Annotated in this window: 21 protein-coding genes and 1 tRNA gene; 9 read left to right on the forward strand and 13 right to left on the reverse strand. The window is 57.0% G+C overall.

Annotated features, from left to right (window positions below):
- Positions 1-2 precede the first annotated feature (2 nt).
- Positions 3-836 (reverse strand): ABC-three component system protein, encoded by an 834-nt coding sequence (locus ACR0J7_RS04200; RefSeq protein ID WP_480913396.1) that lies wholly within the window; start codon positions 834-836, stop codon positions 3-5.
- A 345-nt stretch (positions 837-1,181) separates the two neighbouring features.
- Here ACR0J7_RS04200 and ACR0J7_RS04205 point away from each other — a divergent pair, with 345 nt between their 5' ends.
- Complete coding sequence (locus ACR0J7_RS04205; protein ID WP_170352253.1) at positions 1,182-1,985, forward strand: DUF1194 domain-containing protein; 804 nt, start codon at positions 1,182-1,184, stop codon at positions 1,983-1,985.
- A 207-nt stretch (positions 1,986-2,192) separates the two neighbouring features.
- Here ACR0J7_RS04205 and ACR0J7_RS04210 read toward each other — a convergent pair.
- The 3 genes from ACR0J7_RS04210 to ACR0J7_RS04220 form a co-directional block, all read right to left on the reverse strand.
- A tRNA-Gln gene (locus ACR0J7_RS04210) sits at positions 2,193-2,267 on the reverse strand.
- A gap of 90 nt (positions 2,268-2,357) precedes the next feature.
- Complete coding sequence (locus tag ACR0J7_RS04215) at positions 2,358-3,347, reverse strand: NADPH:quinone reductase (RefSeq protein WP_480773125.1); 990 nt, start codon at positions 3,345-3,347, stop codon at positions 2,358-2,360.
- 111 nt (positions 3,348-3,458) lie between these two features.
- Entirely contained in the window at positions 3,459-3,920 is a 462-nt protein-coding gene (locus tag ACR0J7_RS04220) for an SH3 domain-containing protein (RefSeq protein ID WP_480482350.1), read from the reverse strand.
- Positions 3,921-4,118: 198 nt separating this feature from the next.
- Here ACR0J7_RS04220 and ACR0J7_RS04225 point away from each other — a divergent pair, with 198 nt between their 5' ends.
- The 6 genes from ACR0J7_RS04225 (at position 4,119) to ACR0J7_RS04250 (ending at position 11,934) form a co-directional block, all read left to right on the forward strand.
- Positions 4,119-5,105 (forward strand): 2-hydroxyacid dehydrogenase, encoded by a 987-nt coding sequence (locus tag ACR0J7_RS04225; RefSeq protein WP_480482079.1) that lies wholly within the window; start codon positions 4,119-4,121, stop codon positions 5,103-5,105.
- Positions 5,106-5,125: 20 nt separating this feature from the next.
- Positions 5,126-5,515: a GFA family protein gene (locus ACR0J7_RS04230; RefSeq protein WP_480773126.1), complete on the forward strand. Its 390-nt coding sequence runs from the start codon at positions 5,126-5,128 to the stop codon at positions 5,513-5,515.
- Positions 5,516-5,626: 111 nt separating this feature from the next.
- Positions 5,627-7,417, forward strand: coding sequence for a gamma-glutamyltransferase (gene ggt, locus ACR0J7_RS04235; protein WP_480831435.1), 1,791 nt, complete (start codon positions 5,627-5,629; stop codon positions 7,415-7,417).
- A 92-nt stretch (positions 7,418-7,509) separates the two neighbouring features.
- Complete coding sequence (locus ACR0J7_RS04240) at positions 7,510-8,919, forward strand: FAD-binding oxidoreductase (protein WP_480773128.1); 1,410 nt, start codon at positions 7,510-7,512, stop codon at positions 8,917-8,919.
- 86 nt (positions 8,920-9,005) lie between these two features.
- Positions 9,006-9,284, forward strand: a complete 279-nt coding sequence (locus ACR0J7_RS04245) for a hypothetical protein (RefSeq protein WP_480482071.1) — start codon at positions 9,006-9,008, stop codon at positions 9,282-9,284.
- A gap of 142 nt (positions 9,285-9,426) precedes the next feature.
- Positions 9,427-11,934: a GcvT family protein gene (locus tag ACR0J7_RS04250; protein WP_480486434.1), complete on the forward strand. Its 2,508-nt coding sequence runs from the start codon at positions 9,427-9,429 to the stop codon at positions 11,932-11,934.
- Positions 11,935-11,975: 41 nt separating this feature from the next.
- On the opposite strand, the gene ACR0J7_RS04255 is transcribed toward ACR0J7_RS04250, so the two are convergent.
- From ACR0J7_RS04255 to ACR0J7_RS04265, 3 genes are all read right to left on the reverse strand, one after another.
- Entirely contained in the window at positions 11,976-12,311 is a 336-nt protein-coding gene (locus ACR0J7_RS04255) for a carboxymuconolactone decarboxylase family protein (protein ID WP_209504659.1), read from the reverse strand.
- 69 nt (positions 12,312-12,380) lie between these two features.
- Positions 12,381-13,034, reverse strand: a complete 654-nt coding sequence (locus tag ACR0J7_RS04260; RefSeq protein ID WP_480537375.1) for a DUF938 domain-containing protein — start codon at positions 13,032-13,034, stop codon at positions 12,381-12,383.
- Positions 13,031-14,104, reverse strand: coding sequence for an NAD(P)/FAD-dependent oxidoreductase (locus tag ACR0J7_RS04265; RefSeq protein WP_480482063.1), 1,074 nt, complete (start codon positions 14,102-14,104; stop codon positions 13,031-13,033). Before ACR0J7_RS04265 ends, ACR0J7_RS04260 begins: the two co-directional genes overlap by 4 nt.
- A gap of 162 nt (positions 14,105-14,266) precedes the next feature.
- Between ACR0J7_RS04265 and ACR0J7_RS04270 the strand changes: the two genes are divergently transcribed.
- A complete protein-coding gene (locus ACR0J7_RS04270; RefSeq protein ID WP_480482061.1) occupies positions 14,267-14,695 on the forward strand; it encodes a hypothetical protein in 429 nt (142 codons plus the stop codon).
- Positions 14,692-15,924, forward strand: coding sequence for an HlyD family secretion protein (locus ACR0J7_RS04275; protein ID WP_267364709.1), 1,233 nt, complete (start codon positions 14,692-14,694; stop codon positions 15,922-15,924). The genes ACR0J7_RS04270 and ACR0J7_RS04275 overlap by 4 nt, the downstream gene beginning before the upstream one ends.
- Before the next feature lie 62 nt (positions 15,925-15,986).
- Here ACR0J7_RS04275 and ACR0J7_RS04280 read toward each other — a convergent pair whose 3' ends face one another.
- From ACR0J7_RS04280 to ACR0J7_RS04305, 6 genes are all read right to left on the reverse strand, one after another.
- Entirely contained in the window at positions 15,987-17,132 is a 1,146-nt protein-coding gene (locus ACR0J7_RS04280; protein ID WP_480545790.1) for an iron-containing alcohol dehydrogenase, read from the reverse strand.
- A gap of 67 nt (positions 17,133-17,199) precedes the next feature.
- A complete protein-coding gene (locus ACR0J7_RS04285; protein WP_480913399.1) occupies positions 17,200-18,582 on the reverse strand; it encodes an aldehyde dehydrogenase family protein in 1,383 nt (460 codons plus the stop codon).
- 94 nt (positions 18,583-18,676) lie between these two features.
- Positions 18,677-20,038: a glutamine synthetase family protein gene (locus tag ACR0J7_RS04290; protein WP_209504653.1), complete on the reverse strand. Its 1,362-nt coding sequence runs from the start codon at positions 20,036-20,038 to the stop codon at positions 18,677-18,679.
- Positions 20,039-20,095: 57 nt separating this feature from the next.
- The gene (locus ACR0J7_RS04295) at positions 20,096-21,133 is read right to left on the reverse strand and encodes a TRAP transporter substrate-binding protein (RefSeq protein WP_209504652.1); all 1,038 of its coding nucleotides are present in this window, start codon (positions 21,131-21,133) and stop codon (positions 20,096-20,098) included.
- 57 nt (positions 21,134-21,190) lie between these two features.
- Positions 21,191-22,516 carry a TRAP transporter large permease gene (locus ACR0J7_RS04300; protein ID WP_267367377.1) on the reverse strand — a complete coding sequence of 442 codons (1,326 nt, stop codon included), beginning with the start codon at positions 22,514-22,516 and terminating at the stop codon, positions 21,191-21,193.
- Positions 22,516-23,037 carry a TRAP transporter small permease subunit gene (locus tag ACR0J7_RS04305; protein WP_480486424.1) on the reverse strand — a complete coding sequence of 174 codons (522 nt, stop codon included), beginning with the start codon at positions 23,035-23,037 and terminating at the stop codon, positions 22,516-22,518. Before ACR0J7_RS04305 ends, ACR0J7_RS04300 begins: the two co-directional genes overlap by 1 nt.
- Positions 23,038-23,053 lie beyond the last annotated feature (16 nt).

Here is a 23,053-nt window from a genome sequence, read left to right on the forward strand (position 1 = left end):
ACTCAGCATTGGGCTGGAAAAGCCCTGTCGCATTCGAAAGGAAAGTGGCTTAAACGAGCACTTGGGGCGGCACAAAAACGGGACAGGTCCAAGAGCTCTCTGAATTCAGCGTTGCGTGGGTTCTTGAGAAAGCGCTCGATCTTGCCGAAATGGAGCATGGACTCTGCCTCTATGACCTGTTCGTAAAAATCTTTCGTCAATCCATTTATAGGGTTCTTCTTGGACTTGATCGAAATGGTGTCAAATGATTGCGCGCTGTCAAACGCCTCATCAATGTATGCATCCGAGTAAGAGTGGAGGGCAGAAATTACTTCAACTATGTCATCTGGTTGAAATGTGAAAGGCTGTACATCTCTGGAGTTTGGCAAAAGTTTCGCCAAGCTCGGCTTGCTTTCAAGCTCGAGGTTCAGGCGCTCTACACCAATGACATGTGCTGACTTCAATCCAAGAGCCATTAGCTCCTTATGGATTTTCCTTTCGGCCCCACCCGTTAGCTTCCGGTTGGCAAATAAAACATAGTGTTCACACATTTCATTGTTCACAAGCTTTTTGATGCGAGGGTATTCCTCTTTTTTGAGTGCTCTCTGAAATGACGTGTCCGAGTAGGAGGCGATTGGCGAAGCTGAGTGCTTCGCTTGCAGTACGAACTTTCCCTCCAATGGTAGGCTTTCGCTTGGGAACTTGTTTGCCGTACCTGTGAACTTGCCGTCTCTCCCACCGTCCGGGCCGGGTGCGAAAGGTGTTACGCCTTCGCCCAACCAATCAACTGATATTTTGACGCAAAGGTCTTCAAAATCATCGTCGCTGAGTTCGTATAGCCGGTAGTCTCTGCGCATAAATTGCCTGAATTTCAAATATTCTGCTCAACTTTGACGTTAGGTGATGAGGAATCATGAAGTCAAACCATTTAACCATTTCAACTCATTGACCCCGATCTCATCATGAGTGCCCGCTCTACTCGTAGCCACCAACCGTTTTCAATCTCGTAGCGTATAACCGGTCCCGCTCTGCGTTAAGGTCGAGCATGTCCGCTTCGGGCTGAAAATAGTGACTTCGCTTAAGTGACATTCGTATCCTCAACGATTGAACCAAGCCGTCATGTTTTAGAGTTATTTGTCGCCAAAAGCTTGATCAACCACTTGAAGCTTGACTTAACAGCGCATCGCGCCATCCGTTAACTGATGCTACGTAACTTGCTCCTGACAATTGTCGCGATTGCCTCTCTCTCGGCAACTCCTGTCGCGTCTGAGAAAATTGAAGTCGACCTGGAACTGGCCCTTCTTGTAGATGTTTCAAGGTCGATGACTGAGCGAGAACTCGAGATTCAGCGGCAGGGTTACGCCGCAGCCTTGATGTCGGATGAAGTTTTCGCCGCTGTTCAGTCGGGCCCTTTGCAACGGGTGGCTTTGACATACGTCGAGTGGGCGGGAACACAAGACGTTATTGTTGACTGGATGCTGTTAGAAACACGCGCTGATCTGGATGAGTTTGCGGGTGTTTTGACCACGCGTTTCGATCCCGCCTTGCGCCGCACTTCAATCTCTGAGGCCCTGATCTTCGGGGCATCGATGATCGAACGGAACGAATTCGAAGGTCTACGTAAAGTTATCGACGTTTCTGGCGACGGGCCTAACAATCAGGGTCGCCCGGTTTTGCAAGCCCGTGAGGCAGTATTGTCGAAGTCGATCACCATAAATGGGTTACCGCTGATGACCCGTGAGGGTATGGGGAGTCAGTGGCACCTCGACGATCTTGACGCCTACTACCGGAACTGTGTGACGGGCGGACTTGGTTCATTCGTAATCCCGGTGCTTGACTGGAAAGGCTTTGCGGAGGCCGTACGACGAAAATTGGTTCTGGAAATTGGATCAGCGCCAGCAATAGGAGAGGTTATGAAGGCGCAATACATCTCACCCTCAGACTATGACTGCCTGATTGGCGAGAAGATCTGGGAACGGAATCAACAAATCTGGAGCGAACCCTAGAAACGACCTTTGCATCAATCACCCGAGGCTCAATACTAAAAGCCAGCAGCAATTTCCTAAGGAAAACTAGTATTCTCCGCTTTCAATAGAAATGCACAGATGATGGTGAATCTTCCAAACGGTGTGAGTAGACAAACTTATTGACATCGATTTGCACGAACCGAGTGAAATTTGCACGCTTATGGGTAATTCGCATAGGGAAAACCATGGCTGGGGTGGTAGGATTCGAACCTACGATACACGGTACCAAAAACCGCTGCCTTACCACTTGGCTACACCCCAACGGTGAGCGGCTATCTACGATTGTTGATGGCAGGGTTCAAGAGCGTTTTGCAAAAAAAACGAGCGCCGTAAAATTTTTTTGAGGGCCTCTCATTTGGTGTCGATCAACACCGCTCCGGTACGGTTGCCTTCCTGTACCATCGCATGGGCGGCAGCGCATTCTTCCAGTGTAAAGACCTTATGTACGGGGCAGATCAATGCGCCATCAGCCAGTGCCTTGTGGAGTGTCTTTATTGCGGCGGCGCGCAAGTCTACGGGCAGCAGGTAGATCAGGACCGCCTCGAGTGTCACTGCCTTGAACATCATGGGTCCAAAGGGAAAGACGGGTGTCATATTCCGGGCAGATCCATATGCGTTGATACGGCCGTTTTCGGCGATGACGGCAATGTTGGTGTCAAGGTTCTGTCCAAATTCGACATCGACGATTCGACCAATTGCACGTCCATCATTTGCGTCGAGAATCTGATCCGAAAGGTGTTCACCGGAGTAGTCGAGAACGACATCTGCACCAGCTGCCTTGACCCGGTCAAAGCTGCGGGTGCTGGCCGTTGCGATCACTTTGGCTCCGGCCCATTTGGCAAGCTGGACAGCCAGATACCCGACAGTACCCGCCCCACCATGGATCAAAATGGTTTGCCCGCGCGGCGTGCCGCCCGAGAACACTGCGTGGCTTGCGGTAAGGCCCGGAATTCCAAGAATCGCTCCGGTTTCAAGTGACACCGTCTCGGGCAGTTCTACAGCCTGAGATTCAGGCAGGGTGATGTGGCTGGCAGCTGTACCGAACGCGCGTTGCCATTGCCCGTTCCAAATCCACACGCGCTGACCAATCCGCGTCGCGGGTACGCCATCGCCAACCGCTGTGATGACTCCAGCCCCGTCGCTGTGCGGAACGATCAGCGGAAACGGAGGTTCTGTGACACCCGGTCGGGTTCCCGCGCGGGCCTTGACGTCCGAGGGATTTACGCCGGAATAAGACAACTCGACCGTGACTTCACCCGGTCCAGGCGGAACTGGGGGAATATCCTGTATGCGCAAGACATCGACAGCGTCTCCGAAGGCTGAATAGGTGACTGCGCGCATAGGGTCCTCCGTTTAGGTCGAGTTAAGCGGCGATTGGGCCGGTAACTCAAACAGCTTGTCGCGCTTTTTCGGGGCGATGCGCAACCGCGGATACCGGAAATTGTCTTTCGCCTATTCCCGAATTTCGGAAGAATCGACGCCCCAAAGGTTCGATTTCAGTGTCCAGCCACGGTATCCGCCGGCGGTGATCCTGCACCAGTCCAGCGAACAGGCTCCAAGGCGCGCCACCACTCCGGTCTCGAAATGGGCATTCACGGGCGAGGTCGGGTCGGGGCGGGCATAAACAGGCAGCATCTCGGATTCGATCAGCACCGTTCGGACGCCAGACAACAAGGCATAGTGAACCCAGCCACCCGCGCCGTCGCGGTCTTGGACCTTGCGCCAGTTGCCGTATTCGGCAGTGACCTGCAGCGGCATGCCACGCCTTTTGAATACCCAATCGATTCGGTGGGTTAGGGATGGTCCGCGTCGCACGTTCCCTTCGGCTGCCTTCATCGACACATATCGGGGCAGGGGCAGGTTGGTGACCGATCCGCGTTTGACTTCGGCATGTGCGGCGCAGGCACCGAACATGACCAGAAATGCGGAAACTACCGCCAGAGATCGGCGTTTTACCGGTCGAATACCACTCACTGACTGCCCGCTCTTATGCCTGTTGATCCGGTTTTGAAAAAAGGTCGACTCAATGCCATTGGGGTTCTTGTGCCCCGCCTTATCCTGCGCCACGATGCCATGGCGCGCGTCCGTTTGCAAAGCAGTGGGAGAGCCGAGGTGCCAAGAGAACGTTTAAGTGTTGTCGTTACGCGACGGTTGCCTGAGGCAGTAGAAACCCGGTTAAGCGAATTGTTCGACGTGCGCCTGCGCGACGACGACACCCCAATGACGCGCGAAGAATTAGTAGCAGCGGTGCAGGATGCCGATGTGCTGGTGCCTACGGTGACCGATACCATTGATGGCGGGCTATTGGGTCAGGCAGGTGAAAAACTGCGGCTGATCGCCAATTACGGGGCCGGTGTCGACAATATCGATGTGGCGACGGCGCGGCAGCGCGGCATATTGGTGTCCAACACGCCCGGTGTGCTGACCGACGACACGGCAGATATGACCATGGCCCTGATTCTCGCTGTCACACGGCGCATTCCCGAAGGGTTGAGCGTCATGCAGCAAGGCGACTGGACCGGGTGGGCCCCCACCGCGTTTCTGGGTGGTCGCATTGGCGGGCGGCGTTTGGGTATTCTGGGCATGGGCCGGATCGGACAGGCCGTGGCCCGCCGCGCCAAGGCGTTTGGTATGCAGATCCATTATCACAACCGCCGCAGATTGCGCCCAGAGATTGAGCAAGAACTAGAGGCGACCTATTGGGAAAGCCTGGATCAGATGGTGGCGCGTATGGACGTGATATCAATCAACTGCCCATCGACGCCGTCGACCTTCCACCTGATGAACGCGCGCCGCCTAAAGCTGATGAAACCCTCGGCGGTGATCGTGAATACTTCGCGGGGTGAGGTTATTGACGAGAACGCTTTGACCCGGATGATCCGCGCGGGTGAAATTGCGGGCGCGGGGCTGGATGTCTACGAACAGGGAACCGGTGTGAACCCGCGCTTGCGGCAGTTGCCCAACGTGGTTCTGCTGCCGCATATGGGGTCGGCCACGCTGGAGGGCCGGGTTGAGATGGGTGAAAAGGTCATCATCAACATCAAAACCTTCGAAGATGGCCACCGCCCACCGGATCAGGTTGTGCCTGCGATGCTCTGACGCGTCGGAAAGGATCATGGATGGACGTGTTTGAAGGGGGATGCCGTTGTGGAAAACTGCGCGTCACGGCTTCGGGTTGTCCTCTTCGCGTCGGGATTTGCCATTGTCTGGACTGCCGCAAACACCACGGCGCGTTGTTTTATGCGGTGGCTATTTTTCCGGCGGATGCGGTTAAGATCACCGGAAATGTGAAAGGTTATTCTGACCGGTACTTTTGCCCTGATTGCGGATCTCCGGTATTTGCCCGAAGCGGTGCCGAAGTCGAAGTGCATCTGGGCTGTCTTGACGCGCCTGACCAATTCATACCGACATATGAATGCTGGACCAAACGGCGCGAGGCGTGGCTACCCGAATTTGCCGAGACAACCCGCTATGATCAGGATCGTCGCGCCGAAGAAACCGAACCGTAGGGGAAATGGCGAAACTTCGCTGTGATAACACGCTGCCATGCCTGATCGTTGCAGAGGGGGCAAAATCCTTACAGGATTGAAAATAAAGATTGTATTGGAGGGTTAGAACAGATGAGACATGTTTCAGCACTGCTGCTTACTACCGCACTTGCTATTTCGACACCGGGGTTCGCGCAGGAAACAGCCGATGCCGTTGCACCCGAAGCCGCGACAGAAGGGCAGGTTCAGGCGATGACCGACGAGGTTATTGCGGCCCTCGAAGCCAAGCTTGAGGGAGTCCCGGTCACATCCGAAAACTGGATGATAGCTGCGGCCAATCCGCTGGCGGTCGAGGCCGGGGCCAAAGTGCTGCGCGCGGGCGGGTCTGCCGCGGATGCGATGGTTGCCGTGCAGGTCGTGCTGGGGCTGGTCGAGCCGCAATCTTCTGGTCTGGGCGGGGGTGCGTTTCTGGTTTGGTACGACGCGGCCAGCGGGCAGATGACAACGCTGGACGGGCGCGAAACGGCCCCCCTTGCCGCTACCCCGACGCTGTTTCAGGATGAAAACGGCGAGCCGCTGAAATTCTTCGATGCGGTGGTGGGCGGATTGTCGGTGGGTACACCGGGTACGCCTGCACTGCTGGAAGAGGCGCATCGAAGATGGGGGCGCGCGTCTTGGCCCGGACTGTTTGCCGACGGAATCCGATTGGCGGATGAAGGGTTTCTGGTTTCCCCGCGTCTGGCCAGCCTTGTAGAAAACGATGCTGACCGCCTGTCGCGCTTTCCCGAAACAGCCGCATATTTCCTGCCTGACGGTCAGCCGTTGCAGCAGGGGCAGCGGTTGATGAACCCGGATTATGCCGAAACATTGCGCGTGCTGGCCAGCGATGGCGCTGCCGGTTTTTACGGAGGTGAGATCGCTGCGGATATCGTGCGAACTGTTCGCAATGCCCCAGGAAATCCCGGCGTTCTTGCAGGGGTGGATTTGGCGCTCTACCAGGTGATCGAACGTGAACCGGTCTGTGCCGAATACCGCGCCTACGAGGTTTGCGGCATGGGCCCGCCGTCGTCGGGTGCGCTGACCGTCGGGCAGATTCTGGGGATGTTGAACAGCTATGATCTTGCAGCAATGGGCGCTGAGAGCGCCGAGGCATGGCGCCTGATCGGCGATGCTTCGCGCCTCGCCTTTGCGGATCGTGGGCGGTACATGGCCGATAGCGATTTCATACCCATGCCCACCAAGGGGCTGGTTGATCCGGGTTATTTGACCCAGCGGGCAGCCTTGCTGGAAAGCGAGGTGGCCTTGTCCGAGGTCGCACCGGGCCAACCGGAATTTGACCATGCTTTGATTTGGGCGGACGACGTGTCGCTGGAGCTGCCGTCAACCTCGCATATCTCGATCGTGGACAGCTATGGCAATGTGCTGTCGATGACGACGACGATCGAGAATGGTTTTGGGTCGCGCCTGATGACAAACGGGTTCCTGCTGAACAACGAGCTTACTGATTTCTCGTTCAAGACACACAGCGACGGTGTGCCGATTGCCAACCGGCTGGAGCCTGGCAAGCGTCCGCGCTCATCCATGAGCCCGACCATCGTGTTGCAGGATGGCGAGCCGGTTCTGGCTATCGGGTCTCCGGGCGGCAGCCGGATTATCGGCTATGTCGCCAAGTCCATCATCGCCTGGGCCGATTGGGGATTGGACGTGCAGCAGGCGGTTTCCCTGCCTCATCTGGTCAACCGGTTCGGAACATATGATGTCGAGGCTGCGACTTCTGCGGAAGGATTTACAGACGCGCTTGCTCAGCTGGGTTTTGAAGTCAACGCACGCGACCTGACTTCGGGGCTGCACGCCATCGAAATCGGTGACGGGCTGAGCGGTGGTGCCGACCCGCGCCGCGAAGGGATTGCGCTGGGCGAATAGACCCTCGGTATTAGTGGGGATTGCCTGCTTTCAACGGGCCTTTTAGTCATAGGCTGAAAGGCCGAAATGTTTTGGGGCAGGGGAGGATGACAATGGTGCAGGCAACCGCATTGCCAAGGAATGAAGCTGGTATTGAAACCGTCATAAGCATTCTCAAGCAGCGCTTTGGCGACAGGTTGCAAACGGGTGCCGCTGTCCGTGAACAACATGGGCACACCACGACCTGGATCGAAAACCAAAGCCCCGATGCCGTGGTTTTCCCGCATTCGACGCAGGATGTTTCGGACATCGTCAAAACCTGCGCGGCGCACCGGGTGCCAGTGATCCCGTTCGGAACAGGAACATCACTGGAAGGGCATGTAAATGCGCCGGCGGGGGGCGTCTCGGTCGATCTGACACAAATGGATAGTGTGCTTGCAGTTCATGCCCAGGATCTGGATTGTGTCGTGCAGCCCGGTGTCACGCGCGAAGCGTTGAATACCCATCTGCGCGATCTGGGCCTGTTCTTTCCGATTGATCCCGGGGCGAATGCGTCGCTGGGTGGAATGGCTGCCACTCGCGCGTCGGGCACCAATGCGGTGCGCTATGGGACGATGAAGGACAACGTTCTCAGCCTTGAAGCCGTGATGCCAGACGGTCAGATCATCCGTACCGGGCACCGGGCCAAGAAATCTTCGGCCGGCTATGATCTGGCCCGTCTTCTGATCGGGGCGGAAGGCACGCTGGGAATCATCACCGAGCTGACATTGCGGTTGCAGGGTATCCCCGAAGCGATCAGTTCGGCCCGGTGTTCCTTTCCGACTGTCGATGCCGCGTGCCGTGCGGTGATGATGACGATTCAGTATGGCATCCCGGTTGCCCGGATCGAGTTGCTGGACGAGTTGTCGGTTCAGGCCGCCAACGCCTATTCCGGGCTGAGTCTGCCGGATACACCGTTGTTGTTGCTGGAGTTTCACGGCTCGGAAAGCGGTGCCACTGAGCAAGCTGAAACCTTTGGTCAGATCGCCGAAGAGTTTGGCGGCACGGATTTTGCAGCAACTTCGACCACCGAAGAACGGAACAAACTTTGGCAGGCGCGGCACGATATGTATTGGGCGTGTCTGCAATTGCGCCCCGGTGCGCGGGGTATTTCAACCGATGTCTGCGTACCGATCTCGCGCCTGGCCGAGTGTGTGACCGAGACGCAGAAGAAGGCTGCCGGCCTCGGCTTGTTGGCCCCCATCGTGGGCCATGTGGGGGACGGCAATTTCCATACGCTGCTGCTGATCGACATGGAAAACGTTGAAGAAGTTGCCAAGACCGAGGCGTTTGTCGGCTGGCTGAACGACATGGCGATATCCATGGAAGGCACGTGTACCGGTGAACATGGCATCGGGCAGGGAAAGAGACCGTATCTGACCAGGGAACTGGGCGCCGCCACGCGATACATGGCTGCGATCAAGGCCGCGCTGGACCCAGACAATATCATGAATCCCGGCAAGATCTTGTCGGATGACACGTAGCCATATTCACCCCCTGGTCCGTATTTGCGCCCTCAAAACGTCCACATGTCATGGTTTCAAAGGGTTGATGACAGAGGATGGTCGACATGAGCGTAAAATATCTGGCGGGGTTTGTAGCCATCTGCGGGTTGGCCGTTGTAGGGCTGGACTATGTTCAGCAAGCCAAAGCATCGGAAAGTGGTTTGGGCGTGAAAGAATATCTTGCCTCGGTCTCCTCGCGTGTCGGTCTTTCTGACGGCTGGTTCACGGCAGAGGCGCAGCCTTCGCCATCACAGGAACCGGCGGTGAAGAATCCCTCGGAAGAGAGTGGCAAATTAGTTTGCGTCTCGGTCGGAACAAGCAAACGTTGCCGTTCCGGTGGTTGAGGGCAGCGGTCCAACGAATGAATTGCGACCCGCTTTCGATATTCGGGTCGTTTTTTTCATATCACTGGTCGGATGAATGTCGCGCTATCCCCCTTAAGTACGCCATATGGTGTCAACTGATTTCAAGGGGAGACGCCCGGTTATGAAAACCCAAGTCAAAGCATTGGTCGTAGGCGGCGGCGCCGTTGGGACCTCGATTGCCTATCACCTGGCCAAAGCAGGCTGGGACGATGTGATGTTGATCGAACGGGACGAACTTACGTCCGGGTCCACCTGGCACGCCGCGGGCCTGTTGCCGCTGTTCAACATGTCTTATGCGACGACCCATATCCACAAGTATTCCGTGGATTTCTACAAGACGCTTGAGGAAGAAACCGGCCTGAATGCGGGCTTCGCGGTTGTGGGCAACCTGCGCATGGCACAGACGCAAGAGCGTATGGACGAATACATGCTCTATGCCTCGACCGCCGAAACCTGTGATGTGAAATACGAGTGGCTGACCCCGGACCAGATCAAGGAACGCTGGCCGCTGATCGAGACATCGGATCTGAAGGGCGCGATCTATCACACCGAGGACGGTTATATTAACCCTGCCGACGTGACCCAAGCGATGGCCAAGGGGGCCCGTCAGCGTGGCGTCGAAATCGTGCGCAAGATGCAGGCTGACGCCTTCCATTGGAACGGCACGCACTGGGAAGTGACCTGCACCAAGATGGTCGAAAAGGGCGGCAACCTGGTGCCTTCCGACGAGCAGGTCGTAATCACCGCCGAACATGTTGTGACCGCGTCGGGCAACCACGCGCAGCGCACTGCCAAGATGCTGGGCATCAAAATGCCTGCAATCCCGGTCGAACACACCTTTATCGTCATGGACAAAGACCCCGAGTTGGTCAAATGGCGCGAAGCAGGCAACCCAGAGCACCCCGTTGTCCGCGATGCCGACAACGAATCCTATGCACGTGAAGAACGCGGTGGCTGGATTCTTGGTATCTACGAACACGGCGCCCCTGCGCAGTTCGAATTCGGCGTTCCGGACAGCTTCCGCGCCGACCTGTTCCCGCTGGATCTGGACCGGATCGCCGAGCAGTACATGGCAATGGCCGAGCGCGTGCCGTCCTGTGCCGAATCCGGCCTGAAGGATGATTTCAACGGCCCGATCTGCTATACACCGGATGGCAACCCGCTGGTTGGTCCGGCTCCGGGTTTGCGCAACATGTGGCTGGCTGAGGGTTTCAGCTTTGGCATCACCGCTGCGGGCGGCACCGGCTATTATCTGGCACAGATGATGGTCGATGGCGAAGCCGAGATCGACATGGCATCGCTGGACCCTAAGCGTTACAGCAGCAACTGGATGACCACCGAGTTCGCGGCACGCAAGAATGAAGAATGCTACGAGCATGTCTACATCCTGCACCACCCGGATGAAGAGCGTGAAGCCTGCCGTCCGCTACGGACCGTTCCGGCCTATGATCGCCAGAAAGCCCGCGGTGCTCAATTCGGCTGGGTGAATGGCTGGGAACGCCCGAACTATTACGGCCCGCTGGACGCGCCCGAGAATTTCGACAAGGAAGCACGCTCGTTCCGCCGTGGCGGCTGGTGGCAATATGCCGTCGAAGAGGCCAAAGCGATCCGCGAAGGCGTTGGCCTGATCGACGCATCGGCCTTCACCAAGCATGTTGTCAAAGGCCCCGGTGCCACGCAGTTCCTGGATTGGTTCACCTGCAACAAGCTGCCCAAGGTCGGTCGTATCAACCTGACCTACGCGCTGACCTCGAATGGCACCACCCGCACCGAATACACCATCGTCCGCAATGGCGAGAACAACTACTACATCGTCTCTGCCGGTGCATGGACTGAGTACGACGCCGACTACCTGCGTAAAGCGGCCGAGGACAAGATGGCGGAGTTCGGTTACATCGAAATCCAGGACGTGACCACGCAATGGGGCGTCTTCGCCATCGCCGGACCCAAGTCGCGTGACGTTCTGAAAGAAGTCATCAAGGACGCCGATCCGGAAACCGCACTGTCCAACAAGCGCTTCCCATGGTTGTCGGCCCGTCAGATCGAACTGGGCATGTGCCCCGTGAACGCGATCCGCGTGGCCTATACCGGTGAGCTGGGCTGGGAACTGCACCATCCGATCGAGATGCAGAACTACCTGTTCGACCTGCTGGAAAAAGCCGGTGAAAAGCACGGCATGAAACTGGTCGGTGCCCGTGCCCAGAACTGGCTGCGTCAGGAGAAATCCTATCGCGCCTTTGGCACCGAGCTGGGCCGCGATGCGACCCCGCTGGAAGCCGACCTGCCGCGCTTTGTCGACCTGTCCAAGGACTTCCACGGCAAGGCCAAGCTGGAAGAGACCGGTGTGCGCGTCAAGTGCTGCACCTTGCTGATCGACGGTCCGGCCGATGCTGACCCGTGGGGCCGCGAGGCGCTGTATACGCCGGAAGGCGAGCGTGTAGGTCGACTGACCTCGGGCGGCTATTCTGTCGCGTTCGAGAAGTCGATCGGGATGGGCTATGTGAAGCCTGATCTGGCGGTCGAAGGCACCAAGCTGAAGGTCAAGATGCAGGACAAGTTGTGGGATGCTGTCGTGACATGCGACAGCCCCTATGATCCGAAAAACGAAACCATCCGCAAGGACGGCTGATCAATCTAAGGCCCCGGAATTTCCGGGGCCTTTTCTGTTGGTTACGCGGATAGTTCGTCGAAACATTCCAACGCCTTGGCAGCATACATCATGGCTGGTCCACCACCCATCTGAATAGCCATACCCAAAACGTCGGACACCTCTTCGCGCGTTGCGCCCGCTTTGACCAACGCATCGGTGTGCAGAGTAATGCAGGGCTCGCAGCGGAGCGACACCGACATGCCCAACGCAATAAATTCCTTGGTTTTATAGTCGAGCGTTCCGCCTTCCTTCACTGCCTTCCCAAGCGCGCCGAATGCGCGCGAAGTGTCGGGAATGGCCCCGTTGAGGTTGCGCAAACTGGTGCGCGTCGCCGAGAGCTTTTCTTGCCAAGCCATATTGAGTGCCTTTTTCATATAAGATAACGGGAATATGTGCGGGCAGTGGTAATTTGACTTTGATCTCGATCAGTTGGCCGGGCGCTCGGAAACAAATGCAAGGTTATTTGCGGGCATGTCGATGGTTTTCAGCACGCGCAACCCTACGTCCTGAAACAGGCCAAGCATATCTTCGTCATTCTTGTATCCAATGTGTGGATCTTGCCCGATCAGAGCCTCGTGAAACCTTTTGTCCCCGTCGCTTGTCAATTGGCCCGAGCGTTTGAATGGGCCGTACAAAACGAACCTCCCGTTTTCAGTCAGGGACTGAGCGATTTCGGCGAAAATGGTTCTGGTGTCCTGCCAACTGATCAAATGTATCAGGTTGATCAAGACAATCAGGTCCTGCGAAGGAAAGCGGGTATGCCAGCCCGAATTCGTTGCGTCCAGATGTTCGGCGCCTGCCACGTTGGGTAAGGCGCTGGCATAGGCGTCGATGCTATTGCGGCGCTCAGGGTCAGGTTCGGTGGGATGCCACGTCAGATCGGGCAGCAAATCAGCAAATCCACAGACATGCTGACCGGTTCCGCTTGCAATCTCCAGCGCGTGCCCGCGGCGCGGTGCCCAGTCTTGTAGCAACGCACAAAGCGCATCCAAGTTTCGCGTCGCTGCCGGGGCCACCAGTTTTCCATCCTCACCCGCGTTGGCGACACTCGCAGAGGGCGGTAGATTGCGTTTTATCATCTGTCCAACCTGTTTGGGGTCAGCGATTTGACGCTGTCTGGATCCAGCACCGGCGTGTTTCCAACGACCAGATCACACAACAACTGCGAAGCTGCCGGTGCTGTTTGGAAACCATACCCGCCTTGACCCGCAGACCAGATGAACGATGGATCAATCGGGTCAGGCCCAAGCACCAAGGTTCCATCTGGTGCGAAACTGCGCAATCCTGCCCAGTTTGTTTCGACGCGTGTTACTGGTTCGGTCATCAGTTCTTCATAGCGCGCCAGACCTTCGGCCAGCACCATATCGTCGGCATAGGCGTCCTGAGGTGGTACCGGGTCGGCTTCGGCAGGCGAAACAAGCAGCTTGCCCGCGTCCGGTTTGGCGTACCATGTTTCACCCGTGCCCAGCATCATGGGCCATCCGGATACATCATGGCCCCCGGGGGCGGGCAGCCGCGCCATTGATCGGCGGCGAGGAGTGATGCCGATAGGTGGTATCCCGGCAAGCATGGCGATCTCGTCCACCCATGCACCGGTCGCATTCACCAAATTGCGGGCTTCGAAGATTTGCCCGGCCTCGACCAGCCAATGCCGCTCTTTTCGAATACCGGTTACTTTGCTTTTCGTTGCAACGGTTCCTCCGTTCTGGCGAATGGCCCGCGCGAAGTCTTGCAACAGGCGATCGGTATCGATGTCAAACGCAGCTTCACTGATAGCCGCGAAACCCACCTTGGCCGGGTTCAGGATCGGAACGCTCGAAACCGCCTGATCGATGGGAATTCTTTCCATGTTCAGATCCTTGCGGTCGGCTTCGAAAACCACGCTTTGGTCAAACGAACCGATCAACATCAGTCCGCGCCGTGTCAGGTACCCACCGTTCTGTGTGTGCAGGAACGCGGTCCCAGCCGTGTTCAGCGCCACCACGGATGGCGGACCATAGCTTTGCTCAAACAGGGCTGCCGAGCGACCCGACGCGTGATACCCCAAGGCGTCTTCGGCCTCCAAAACCATCACGGTTCCATGTTCCGACAAGCGCGCGCCCGCACTCAACCCGGCAATTCCGCCCCCGATGACGAGGAAATCGATCATTATTTGTGTTCCTTCCGCAGCAGGTTCGCCACAAGTTTTCTGGGTTTCATTTAGCTCTCTGGGTCAAGCACTTGGCATTTCGAAGAATCTCCAAAATATATGCAGCCTTGAATTTGGGCTTCAACCCGTTCAAAGAAGTATCAAAACGAACAGGAGGGCAAGGTGACCGCAGCAGATCTTCATCCAATGGCCACTGGGCACATTCCCCGATATATCGTCGCAGCTGACGGAAGCGATTACCTTTTTTCGGCTATGGTCGTCTTCTTTGTCATTCTCGTGGTGCTGATCGGTGTTGGGTACCTGACGCTTCATTCGGTTCCGGAAAAAATGGCGCACGAGAACAACCATCCGCAATTTCAGTTGGTGGGCATTCTGGCACTGCTGGCCCTGTTTACACATAACGGGATATTCTGGATTGCCGCCGTACTGGTCGCAGGGTTTCAGTTTCCGGATTTCGCCTCCCCGCTTAGAAACATCGCCGATGCCATTCGTTCTCTTGGAGGTGCAAGTGCTCCGGAACCGGTGCCCGAGGCACCTGCTCCAACCCCTGGCGTTTCAGAAGTCACCGACGTGCAGGAGCAAAACACATGATTGAGACCCTGCTTTGCGCCCTGATCACGGTGCTGCCTGATTATCTGTTCCGCCGGTTTGTTCAGGGCAAACGTATCGGTCACGAGATCACCCTTTTCACCATGTGGTACGAATTGCGCTGGGGCCTTACGACCTGTGCCATTCTGGCGCTGACGGTAATCACCACGCTGTTCTATTTTCACCCAGCCAGTAAAACCGCAGCGTCCTATTTTCGAACCGTGACGATCCTGCCGCAACTTGGCGGTCGCGTTTCGGAAATATTCGTCAAGAATAACGAGTTGGTAACCGCTGGTCAGCCGATTTTCAGGATCGAAGATTTCAGCCAGGCAGCGCAGGTTCAGGCGGCAAATGCACAGATTGCACAGGTTCAGGCCTCGCTGCGCGTGGCTGAAACTGATCTGGCCGAGGCTGATGCCGGTATTGCCGGTGCCAAGGCGGCTTTGGCGCAGTCCTTGGAAGATCTTGAAAGAAATACGACCCTGCGCGACCAAGGTTCAAGCGCTGTCCGACTGACCGAGATTGAGCGGTTGGAAAACCTTGTTGCCGAGCGTGAGGCGCAGGTTGTTGCGGCCGAATCCAGACGTGCGGCAGTTGAACAGCAGATCGAGGAGCTGATCCCCGCGCAACTGGCCAGTGCCATAGCACAGCTGGACGCCGCGCAAACCGAGTTGGACAAAACACTGATTGTCGCCGGTGTTACCGGACGGGTCGAGCAGTTTAGCCTGCAAGTCGGTGATTACGTGAGCCCCTTGTTGCGTCCTGCTGGCATCCTCGTTCCATCGCATACCGGACATGACCGTTTTCAGGCGGCTTTCAACCAGCTGTCTGCTCAGGTGATCAAGCCAGGTATGATCGGTGAGTTGGGCTGCATGACCAAGCCTTTCACCGTTATCCCCACTGTGGTGGTCGAGGTGCAGGATGTCATACCGTCCGGCCAGATCCGTCCATCAGATGAATTGCGGGATGTACAGAACAATACTAATCCCGGATCAATTCTGGTCTTTATGGAGCCGCTGTATAAAGGTATGGCCGATGACATTCCTCCAGGCAGCAACTGTCTGGCCAATGTCTACACCGACAACCATGACCGTCTGGAACACGAGGATTTGGGCTTTTGGCAAGCTGCTTTCCTGCATGTGGTTGACACAATTGGCGTGGTCCATGCGGCAGGTTTGCGTTTGCGCCTGATCCTGATGCCGGTCAACACTCTGGTACTGACCGGGCATTGATCCGGCACCAGTAGAACAGTTCTTAAAGCGCCCGGCAGGTTCCTTGCCGGGCGCTTGCGTTCTTACAGTGCTGCTTTGAACAGCTGCGTCAGGTTTTCTTTGGTCAACTCAATCGGGTTCCCGCCGCATGAAGGGTCGATGATTGCGCCTTCGACGAGGGTTGGGATTGAGGTTTCGGTCACGCCGAGGTCTGCCAACTTTCGCGGGATACCAAGGCTGTCGTTGAATTCCTGCACAAAGGCGCGGAAGCCATCGAACCCGCCTTTGATGCCCAGATAGGCGGCAGCGTTCTGGAACCGGTCGGCGATGGCGGGGGCGTTAAAGTCCAGCACGGCAGGCATACAGACCGCGTTTGTGGTGCCGTGATGAGTGTTAAAGTGCGCGCCAACCGGGTGGCTCATGGCGTGGATCGCACCCAGTCCCTTCTGGAACGCGGTCGCGCCCATGGCCGCCGCGCTCATCATCTGGGCGCGGGCCTCAATGTCGTTGCCATCTGCGTAGGCGCGCGGCAGATAGTCTTTCACCAAACGCATACCTTCCAGTGCGATGCCCTGGCTCATCGGGTGATAAAGCGGGCTCGAATAGGCTTCGACGCAATGCGCGAAGGCGTCCAGACCGGTGCCTGCGGTGATGAATTTGGGCATCCCAACCGTCAGTTCCGGATCGCAGATCACCACCGTCGGCAGGACCTTGGGGTGGAAGATGATCTTCTTGGCGTGGGTCTCGGAATTGGTGATGACACTGGCACGACCAACCTCGGACCCGGTCCCCGCAGTCGTTGGAACCGCAATGATCGGCGCGATTGCATCCGCGTCGGCGCGGGTCCACCAGTCGCCGATATCCTCAAAGTCCCATACCGGGCGCGTCTGGCCGCACATGAAGGCGACCATCTTGCCCAGATCCAGCCCCGAGCCGCCGCCAAAGGCAATCACACCATCGTGCCCACCGGCCTTGTATGCCGCAACGCCTGCGTCGAGGTTTTTCTCATTTGGGTTTGGGTCCACATCACTGAATAGACCGCGGCCCAGACCAGCCGCCTCCATGATATCCAGCGTCGCCGATGTGATCGGCAGATCGGCCAACCCTTTGTCCGTGACCAGCAGAGGTTTCTTCATCCCGGCTGCGGCACAGGCTGCGGGCAGTTCCTTGATGCGCCCGGCACCAAATTTGATTGCGGTCGGATAGGACCAGTTTCCAACAAGTGACATGTCAGGTTTCCTTTGTGATTTGAGACCTGCTCGGGTGAGGGGGTCAGCCCCGAGCAGGCCGTCGTCCTTAGCCCGTGACCTTCTTCAGGTGGTAGGATTTTGGACGGGTGAGATTGTGATAGCCGATGACCGAAAGACCACCGCCGCGTCCGGTATTCTTGCAACCGGTCCAGCACAGCCCAGGATCCAGATAGTCGGCCCGGTTCATAAAGACGGTGCCGGTCTCGATCTGGTCGCCCACACGCGCCGCTCGGTCCACATCGCGGGTCCAAAGGCTGGCAGTCAGGCCAAATTCGCTGTCATTCATCAGCGCGATGGCCTCGGCATCCGAGGACACTTTCATGATGCCCACCACCGGGCCAAAGCTTTCGTCCCGCATCACCCGCATATCATGGGTGACATTGGTCAGGATCTGTGGCGTGAGATATGCGCCGCCGTCATCCTCGGGGAAGGCTTCAATATGCGCGACCGCACCGGCCTCAACCGCTTCGGCAATCTGCGCGCGCACCTCGTCAGCGAAACGCACATTGGCCATCGGACCAATAGTTGTTTCGGCGTCCAGCGGATTGCCCAGTTTGTAGCCTTTCACGATCTCAACGGCCTTGGCGACAAAGTCATCATACAGGCTTTCGTGAACGTAAATCCGCTCGATCCCACAGCAACACTGGCCCGAATTGAACATCGCGCCGTCGATCAACGTATCGACCGCCGCGTCCAGATCGGCGTCGTCCATGACATAACCCGGATCCTTGCCGCCCAGTTCGGTGCCCACGCCCGTAAAGGTCCCCGCCGCCGCACGCTCCATGGCCTGACCGCCACCGACCGAACCGGTGAAGTTCACAAAATCGAACGCGTTACCCGCGATTAGGTCATTGGTCACGTCGTGGCTGAGGAACACGTTCTGGAACACGTCTTCGGGCACCCCCGCCGAATGGAACGCCTGCGCCATCCGCTCACCAACCAACAAAGTCTGGGTTGCGTGCTTCAGAACAACCGTGTTGCCCGAGATCAGCGCGGGCGCCACCGTGTTGATCGCCGTCATGTAAGGATAGTTCCAAGGGGCAACTACAAAGACCACCCCATGCGGAATACGTTTGATATAGCGTTTGAAGGTTTCATCCTCGCCCACGGCAATATCGGCCAGTGACGTCTCGGCGATCTTTGCCATATGGCTGGCGCGTTCGTTGAATCCCCCAAACTCGCCGCCATAGCGCACCGGGCGGCCCATCATATGGGCCAGTTCCGGAACAATCTCATCATTCATCGCGCCAACAGCCGCGACACCCGCCATCACCAGATCAATCCGCTCCTGCAACGGCCGCGCTGCCCATCCGGCCTGTGCCGCCCGCGCCCGCGCCGCGCCCTCAAACGCAGCCTCCCGCGACAGCACCTCGCGTTCCGCATAAACCGATCCATCAATCGGCGAGACACATTGCAACATCTGCGCCATATCCACTCCATCTCTAAAGAGAGCAGGATCCCTGCTTCATCTGGCCATAAATATCCCGGGGTGCGCGAGGGGCTGGCCCCTCGCTTCCTCCATCTCAAGCCCGCTCAAAGCCGCGGGCAATTTCCCAATCGGTTACCACGCGTTCGAACTCCTCGATTTCAACCTCAGCCGCGCGGGTATAGTGATCGACAACGTCATCGCCCATGGCCGCGCGTAACATGGCCGAACCTTGCAGGGCGTTTCGTGCTGCACGCAGCGTGCCGGGGATCATTCCCGTCTCGCCCTGATAGACATCGCCCTTTGTCGGCGGCTGCAACTCCAGCCCTTCTTCGATCCCTGCGATCCCGGCCGCCAACATCCCTGCAATCGCCAGATAGGGGTTCATATCCGATCCCGGAATACGGCACTCGACCCGTATCGCCTTGGTTCCATCCCCGCACAGGCGGTACCCGGCCGTGCGGTTGTCTACCGACCAGATGATCCGCGTCGGTGCAAAGGTGCCCTTCATGAACCGCTTGTAGCTGTTGATGTACGGTGCCATGAAATACGTGTAATCAGCGGCGTATTTCAGCAGGCCGGCCATATAGCTTTTCATCAACGCCGACATGCCCAGCTCATCCGCCGCGTCATAGAACGCCGGTTGCCCATCCTTCCAAAGCGACTGATGCACATGCGACGAGCTGCCCACCCTTTCATGATGCCATTTTGGCAGGAAGGTCGCCGCATGACCGTGCTGCCAGGCGATCTCTTTCACCGCGTTCTTGGCGATCGAGTGATACTCTGCCGTGTCCATCGCAGGCGCATATTTGATGTTCAGTTCTTCCTGCCCGGCCTCGGCCTCACCTTTGGTGTTCTCGACCGGAATGCCCGCATCCCACAGGTGGTTCCGGATCGGGCGCATCACATGCTCTTCCTTGGTGGTCTGCAGAATGTGATAATCTTCGTTATAACCCGAGATCGGTTCCAGATCGCGGAACCCTTCCTTGCGGATTGCATCAAAACTTTTCGCGAACAGGAAGAATTCCAGCTCGGTGGCGCACATCGCCTCATACCCCATCGCCTTCAGGCGGTTCACCTGCTTTTTCAGGATCGAGCGCGGCGCATGTGGCACTTCCTCATGGGTGTGGTGATCCAGCACATCGCACATGACCATCGCGGTACCTTCCAGCCAGGGCACCGGGCGCAATGTGCTAAGGTCTGGCTTCATCACATAGTCGCCATAACCACGCTCCCAACTGGTCGAGGCATACCCATCCGGCGTCGCCATCTCGAGATCCGTGGCCAGCAGGTAGTTACAGCAATGCGTCTCTTCCCACGCGCCAGCCACAAAATGACCTGCATGAAAACGCTTGCCCATCAACCGACCCTGCATGTCAACCATGCAAACCAATACTGTGTCGATCGCGCCGTCTGCGACAAGCGATTTCAGGGTTTCGAAAGTCAGAGTTGCGGTCATGGAACAAACCTCATGCGTTGAGTAGGGGCGCCGCATGACAGCGCCCCTGTTTTGATATCAATCGAATGTGTAAGGTGCGCCGGCCTGGTTAATGACCGAGTTATACTCACGGAAGATGCCAACGATCTTCTGGTGAATTTCGCCTTCCTGTGCGACCTCGTCCCAGAATTCGATAGCGGCATTTTCCACTTCTTTCCATTCTGCCGCCGGAACCTGTCGCAACTGCAGTTTGTCGCCATTCGCGCGCAAGGCCGCTTCGCCGCCCCAATACCACTGGTTACGATAGGTGTGGCCTGCTTCGACACCTGCCATCACAACCGATTTCAGGTGGTCAGGCAACTCGGCCCAGCGTTCCTGGTTTGCAAACCAGGATCCGATCCACGCGCCTGAGATGTTGTTGGTCAGGAAATAGTCGGTCACATTGGCCCAGCCAACAGTGTAATCTTCAGTGATGCCCGACCAGGCCATTCCGTCCAACTCACCGGTTTGTACCGCCACTTCCGCGTCTTCGTAAGGGATATTGACTGGTACAACACCAAACTTGGCCAGGAAACGCCCGGCCGTCGGGAAGGTATAGAGCTTCAGCCCATCCAGGTCGCCAAGGCTCTTGATTTCCTTTTTGGTGTTAAAGTTGCAGGGGTCCTGACCCGCTGCCGACAGCCACGTCACGCCAACCTTCTCATATTCCGAGCGCCAGATATCAGCCAGACCGTACTGGTTGAACAGCACCGGAACGTCCAGAATATGCTTGGTGGCGAAGGGGAAATAACCACCGAACTGACGCAGCGGAGTAGGCGAAGCCATGGAATCGTCGTCTGAATGCACACCGTCAATCGTGCCGCGTTGCAGGGCCTGGAACAGTTCACCTGTCGGAACGATTTGGTCCGCATAGAACAGTTCGATCTCAAGTTCGCCATTGGCATTGGCGTTGATGTAATCGATGGCTGGCTTGGTCACATGTTCGCCCAATGCGCCACCGGCATAGGTCTGGAACCGCCACTTGATGGCGGATTGCGCTTTGACGATCGCAGGAGAGGCCAATGTGGCGGCCCCCGCCAGACCGGCGGAACTTAGAAATCTGCGTCTTGTAGTCATTGTCTTTCTCCTCTGTTTAGTCTTGCTGAACTTCGCCCCTTGCCGGGGTCTTGTGACTTAATTTCCATAGACATAATTCGGCAGCCAAAGCGCGATTTCAGGAAAGATGATGATTATGGCCAAGGCGCAGACCATCACCAGAACAAAAGGAACGATCGAACTGTAGATATCGCGCAGCGAAATCTCCGGGGGGGCCATCGCGCGCATCAGGAACAGGTTATAGCCGAATGGCGGCGTCATGTATGCGATCTGCGTGGTGATCGTATAAAGCACGCCGTACCAGATAAGATCAAAACCAAGCGCACCCACCAGCGGAACGTAAAGCGGTGCGACGATAACCAGCATGGCAGTATCGTCCAGAAACGTACCCATCAGGATAAAGCTGAGCTGCATGAGAACCAGGATCATCCACGGGGAAAGACCCAGTTTTTCGGTGAACAGGCTTTCGATTGCCTTGACCGCACCCAACCCGTCGAAGACAGCGCCAAAAGCCAGAGCCGCCAGAATGATCCACATGAACATACACGAGATGCCCAGGGTGTGCCGAATTGAATTCTCGAAAACCGTGCGTGTCAGCCGCCCTTTCAGAAAGGCAGCCAGCATGGCCGTAGTGGCGCCGATGGCGGAGGATTCCACCAACGAAGTCCAGCCGTTAACAAAAGGGACCATCATCACCATGAAAATGCCCAAGGGTAACAATCCGGCTTGCAACAGCAGCAGCTTTTCTCGCAACGGAATGTCGCGGTCTTCCGCGGGCAGGACCGGGCCGAGCGACGGGTTGATGCGGCAGCGGATGACAATGTAGATGATGAACATGGCCGCCATCATCAGCCCGGGTATCACTCCGGCAAGCCATAGCTGGCCAACGGGTTGCCGCGCGATCATGGCATAAAGAACCAGAACAACGGATGGTGGCACCAGAATCCCAAGGGATGATCCGGCCTGAATGACGCCGGTCACCATGCGCTTGTCATAGTTCCGGCGCAGCAATTCCGGCAAGGCGATCGTAGCGCCGATTGCCATACCTGCAACGGACAGCCCGTTCATTGCCGAGATCAGAACCATCAGCCCGATGGTTCCGACAGCCAGACCACCGGACAAGCCGCCCATCCAGACATGGAACATCTTGTAAAGGTCATCTGCGATCCGACTTTCGGAAAGGATGTATCCCATGAAGATGAACATGGGCAGTGTCAGCAGCGGGTACCACTTCATGACTTTGATCGCAGCGGCAAAACCCAAGTCGTAGCCGCCCCGATCCCCCCATAGGAACAAGGCCGAAACCACGGCGACACAGCCGATTGCACCAAAGACGCGCTGGCCGGTCAGCATCATAAGCATCATTGATGCGAACATCAGCAAGGCAATCATCTCGTATGACATCAGATTACCTCACGCGGGATATCGTCGCCGCACAGGCGCAAGATATCCTTGAACAACTCGGAAACGGCTTGCAGCAGCATCAGGAAGATACCGATAACCATGATCAGCTTGACCGGCCACAGGTAGGGCCGCCAGATCGTCGCGCTGCGCTCACCGCCATATTGGAAAGAATACATCAGGCTGTCCCATCCACCCCACAGCAAGATGAGCAGATAAATGATCAGGAATACGATTGTGAAGGCATCCGTCCAGGCCTTGCGGCGATGAGACCATTCGCCATAAAGCAGGTCCATTCGCACGTTTGACCCCATCTGGATCGAATAAGGGCCACCAAGCATATAGTAGGCCACCATGGCGAACTGAGCCATCTCGAGTGTCCAGAGCGACGGTACGAAAAAGGTTTTCGAGACCGAAGACCAGAACAGAATACCCATCATGACGAATATGCCGTACATGACGACGCGCCCGATCCAGCGGTTCGTTCGATCAATGACCGCCACGTAGCCCCGCAAGAACTTCATCTCGATACCTCAACTC

It is taken from the genome of Ruegeria sp. O4 (assembly GCF_056535125.1).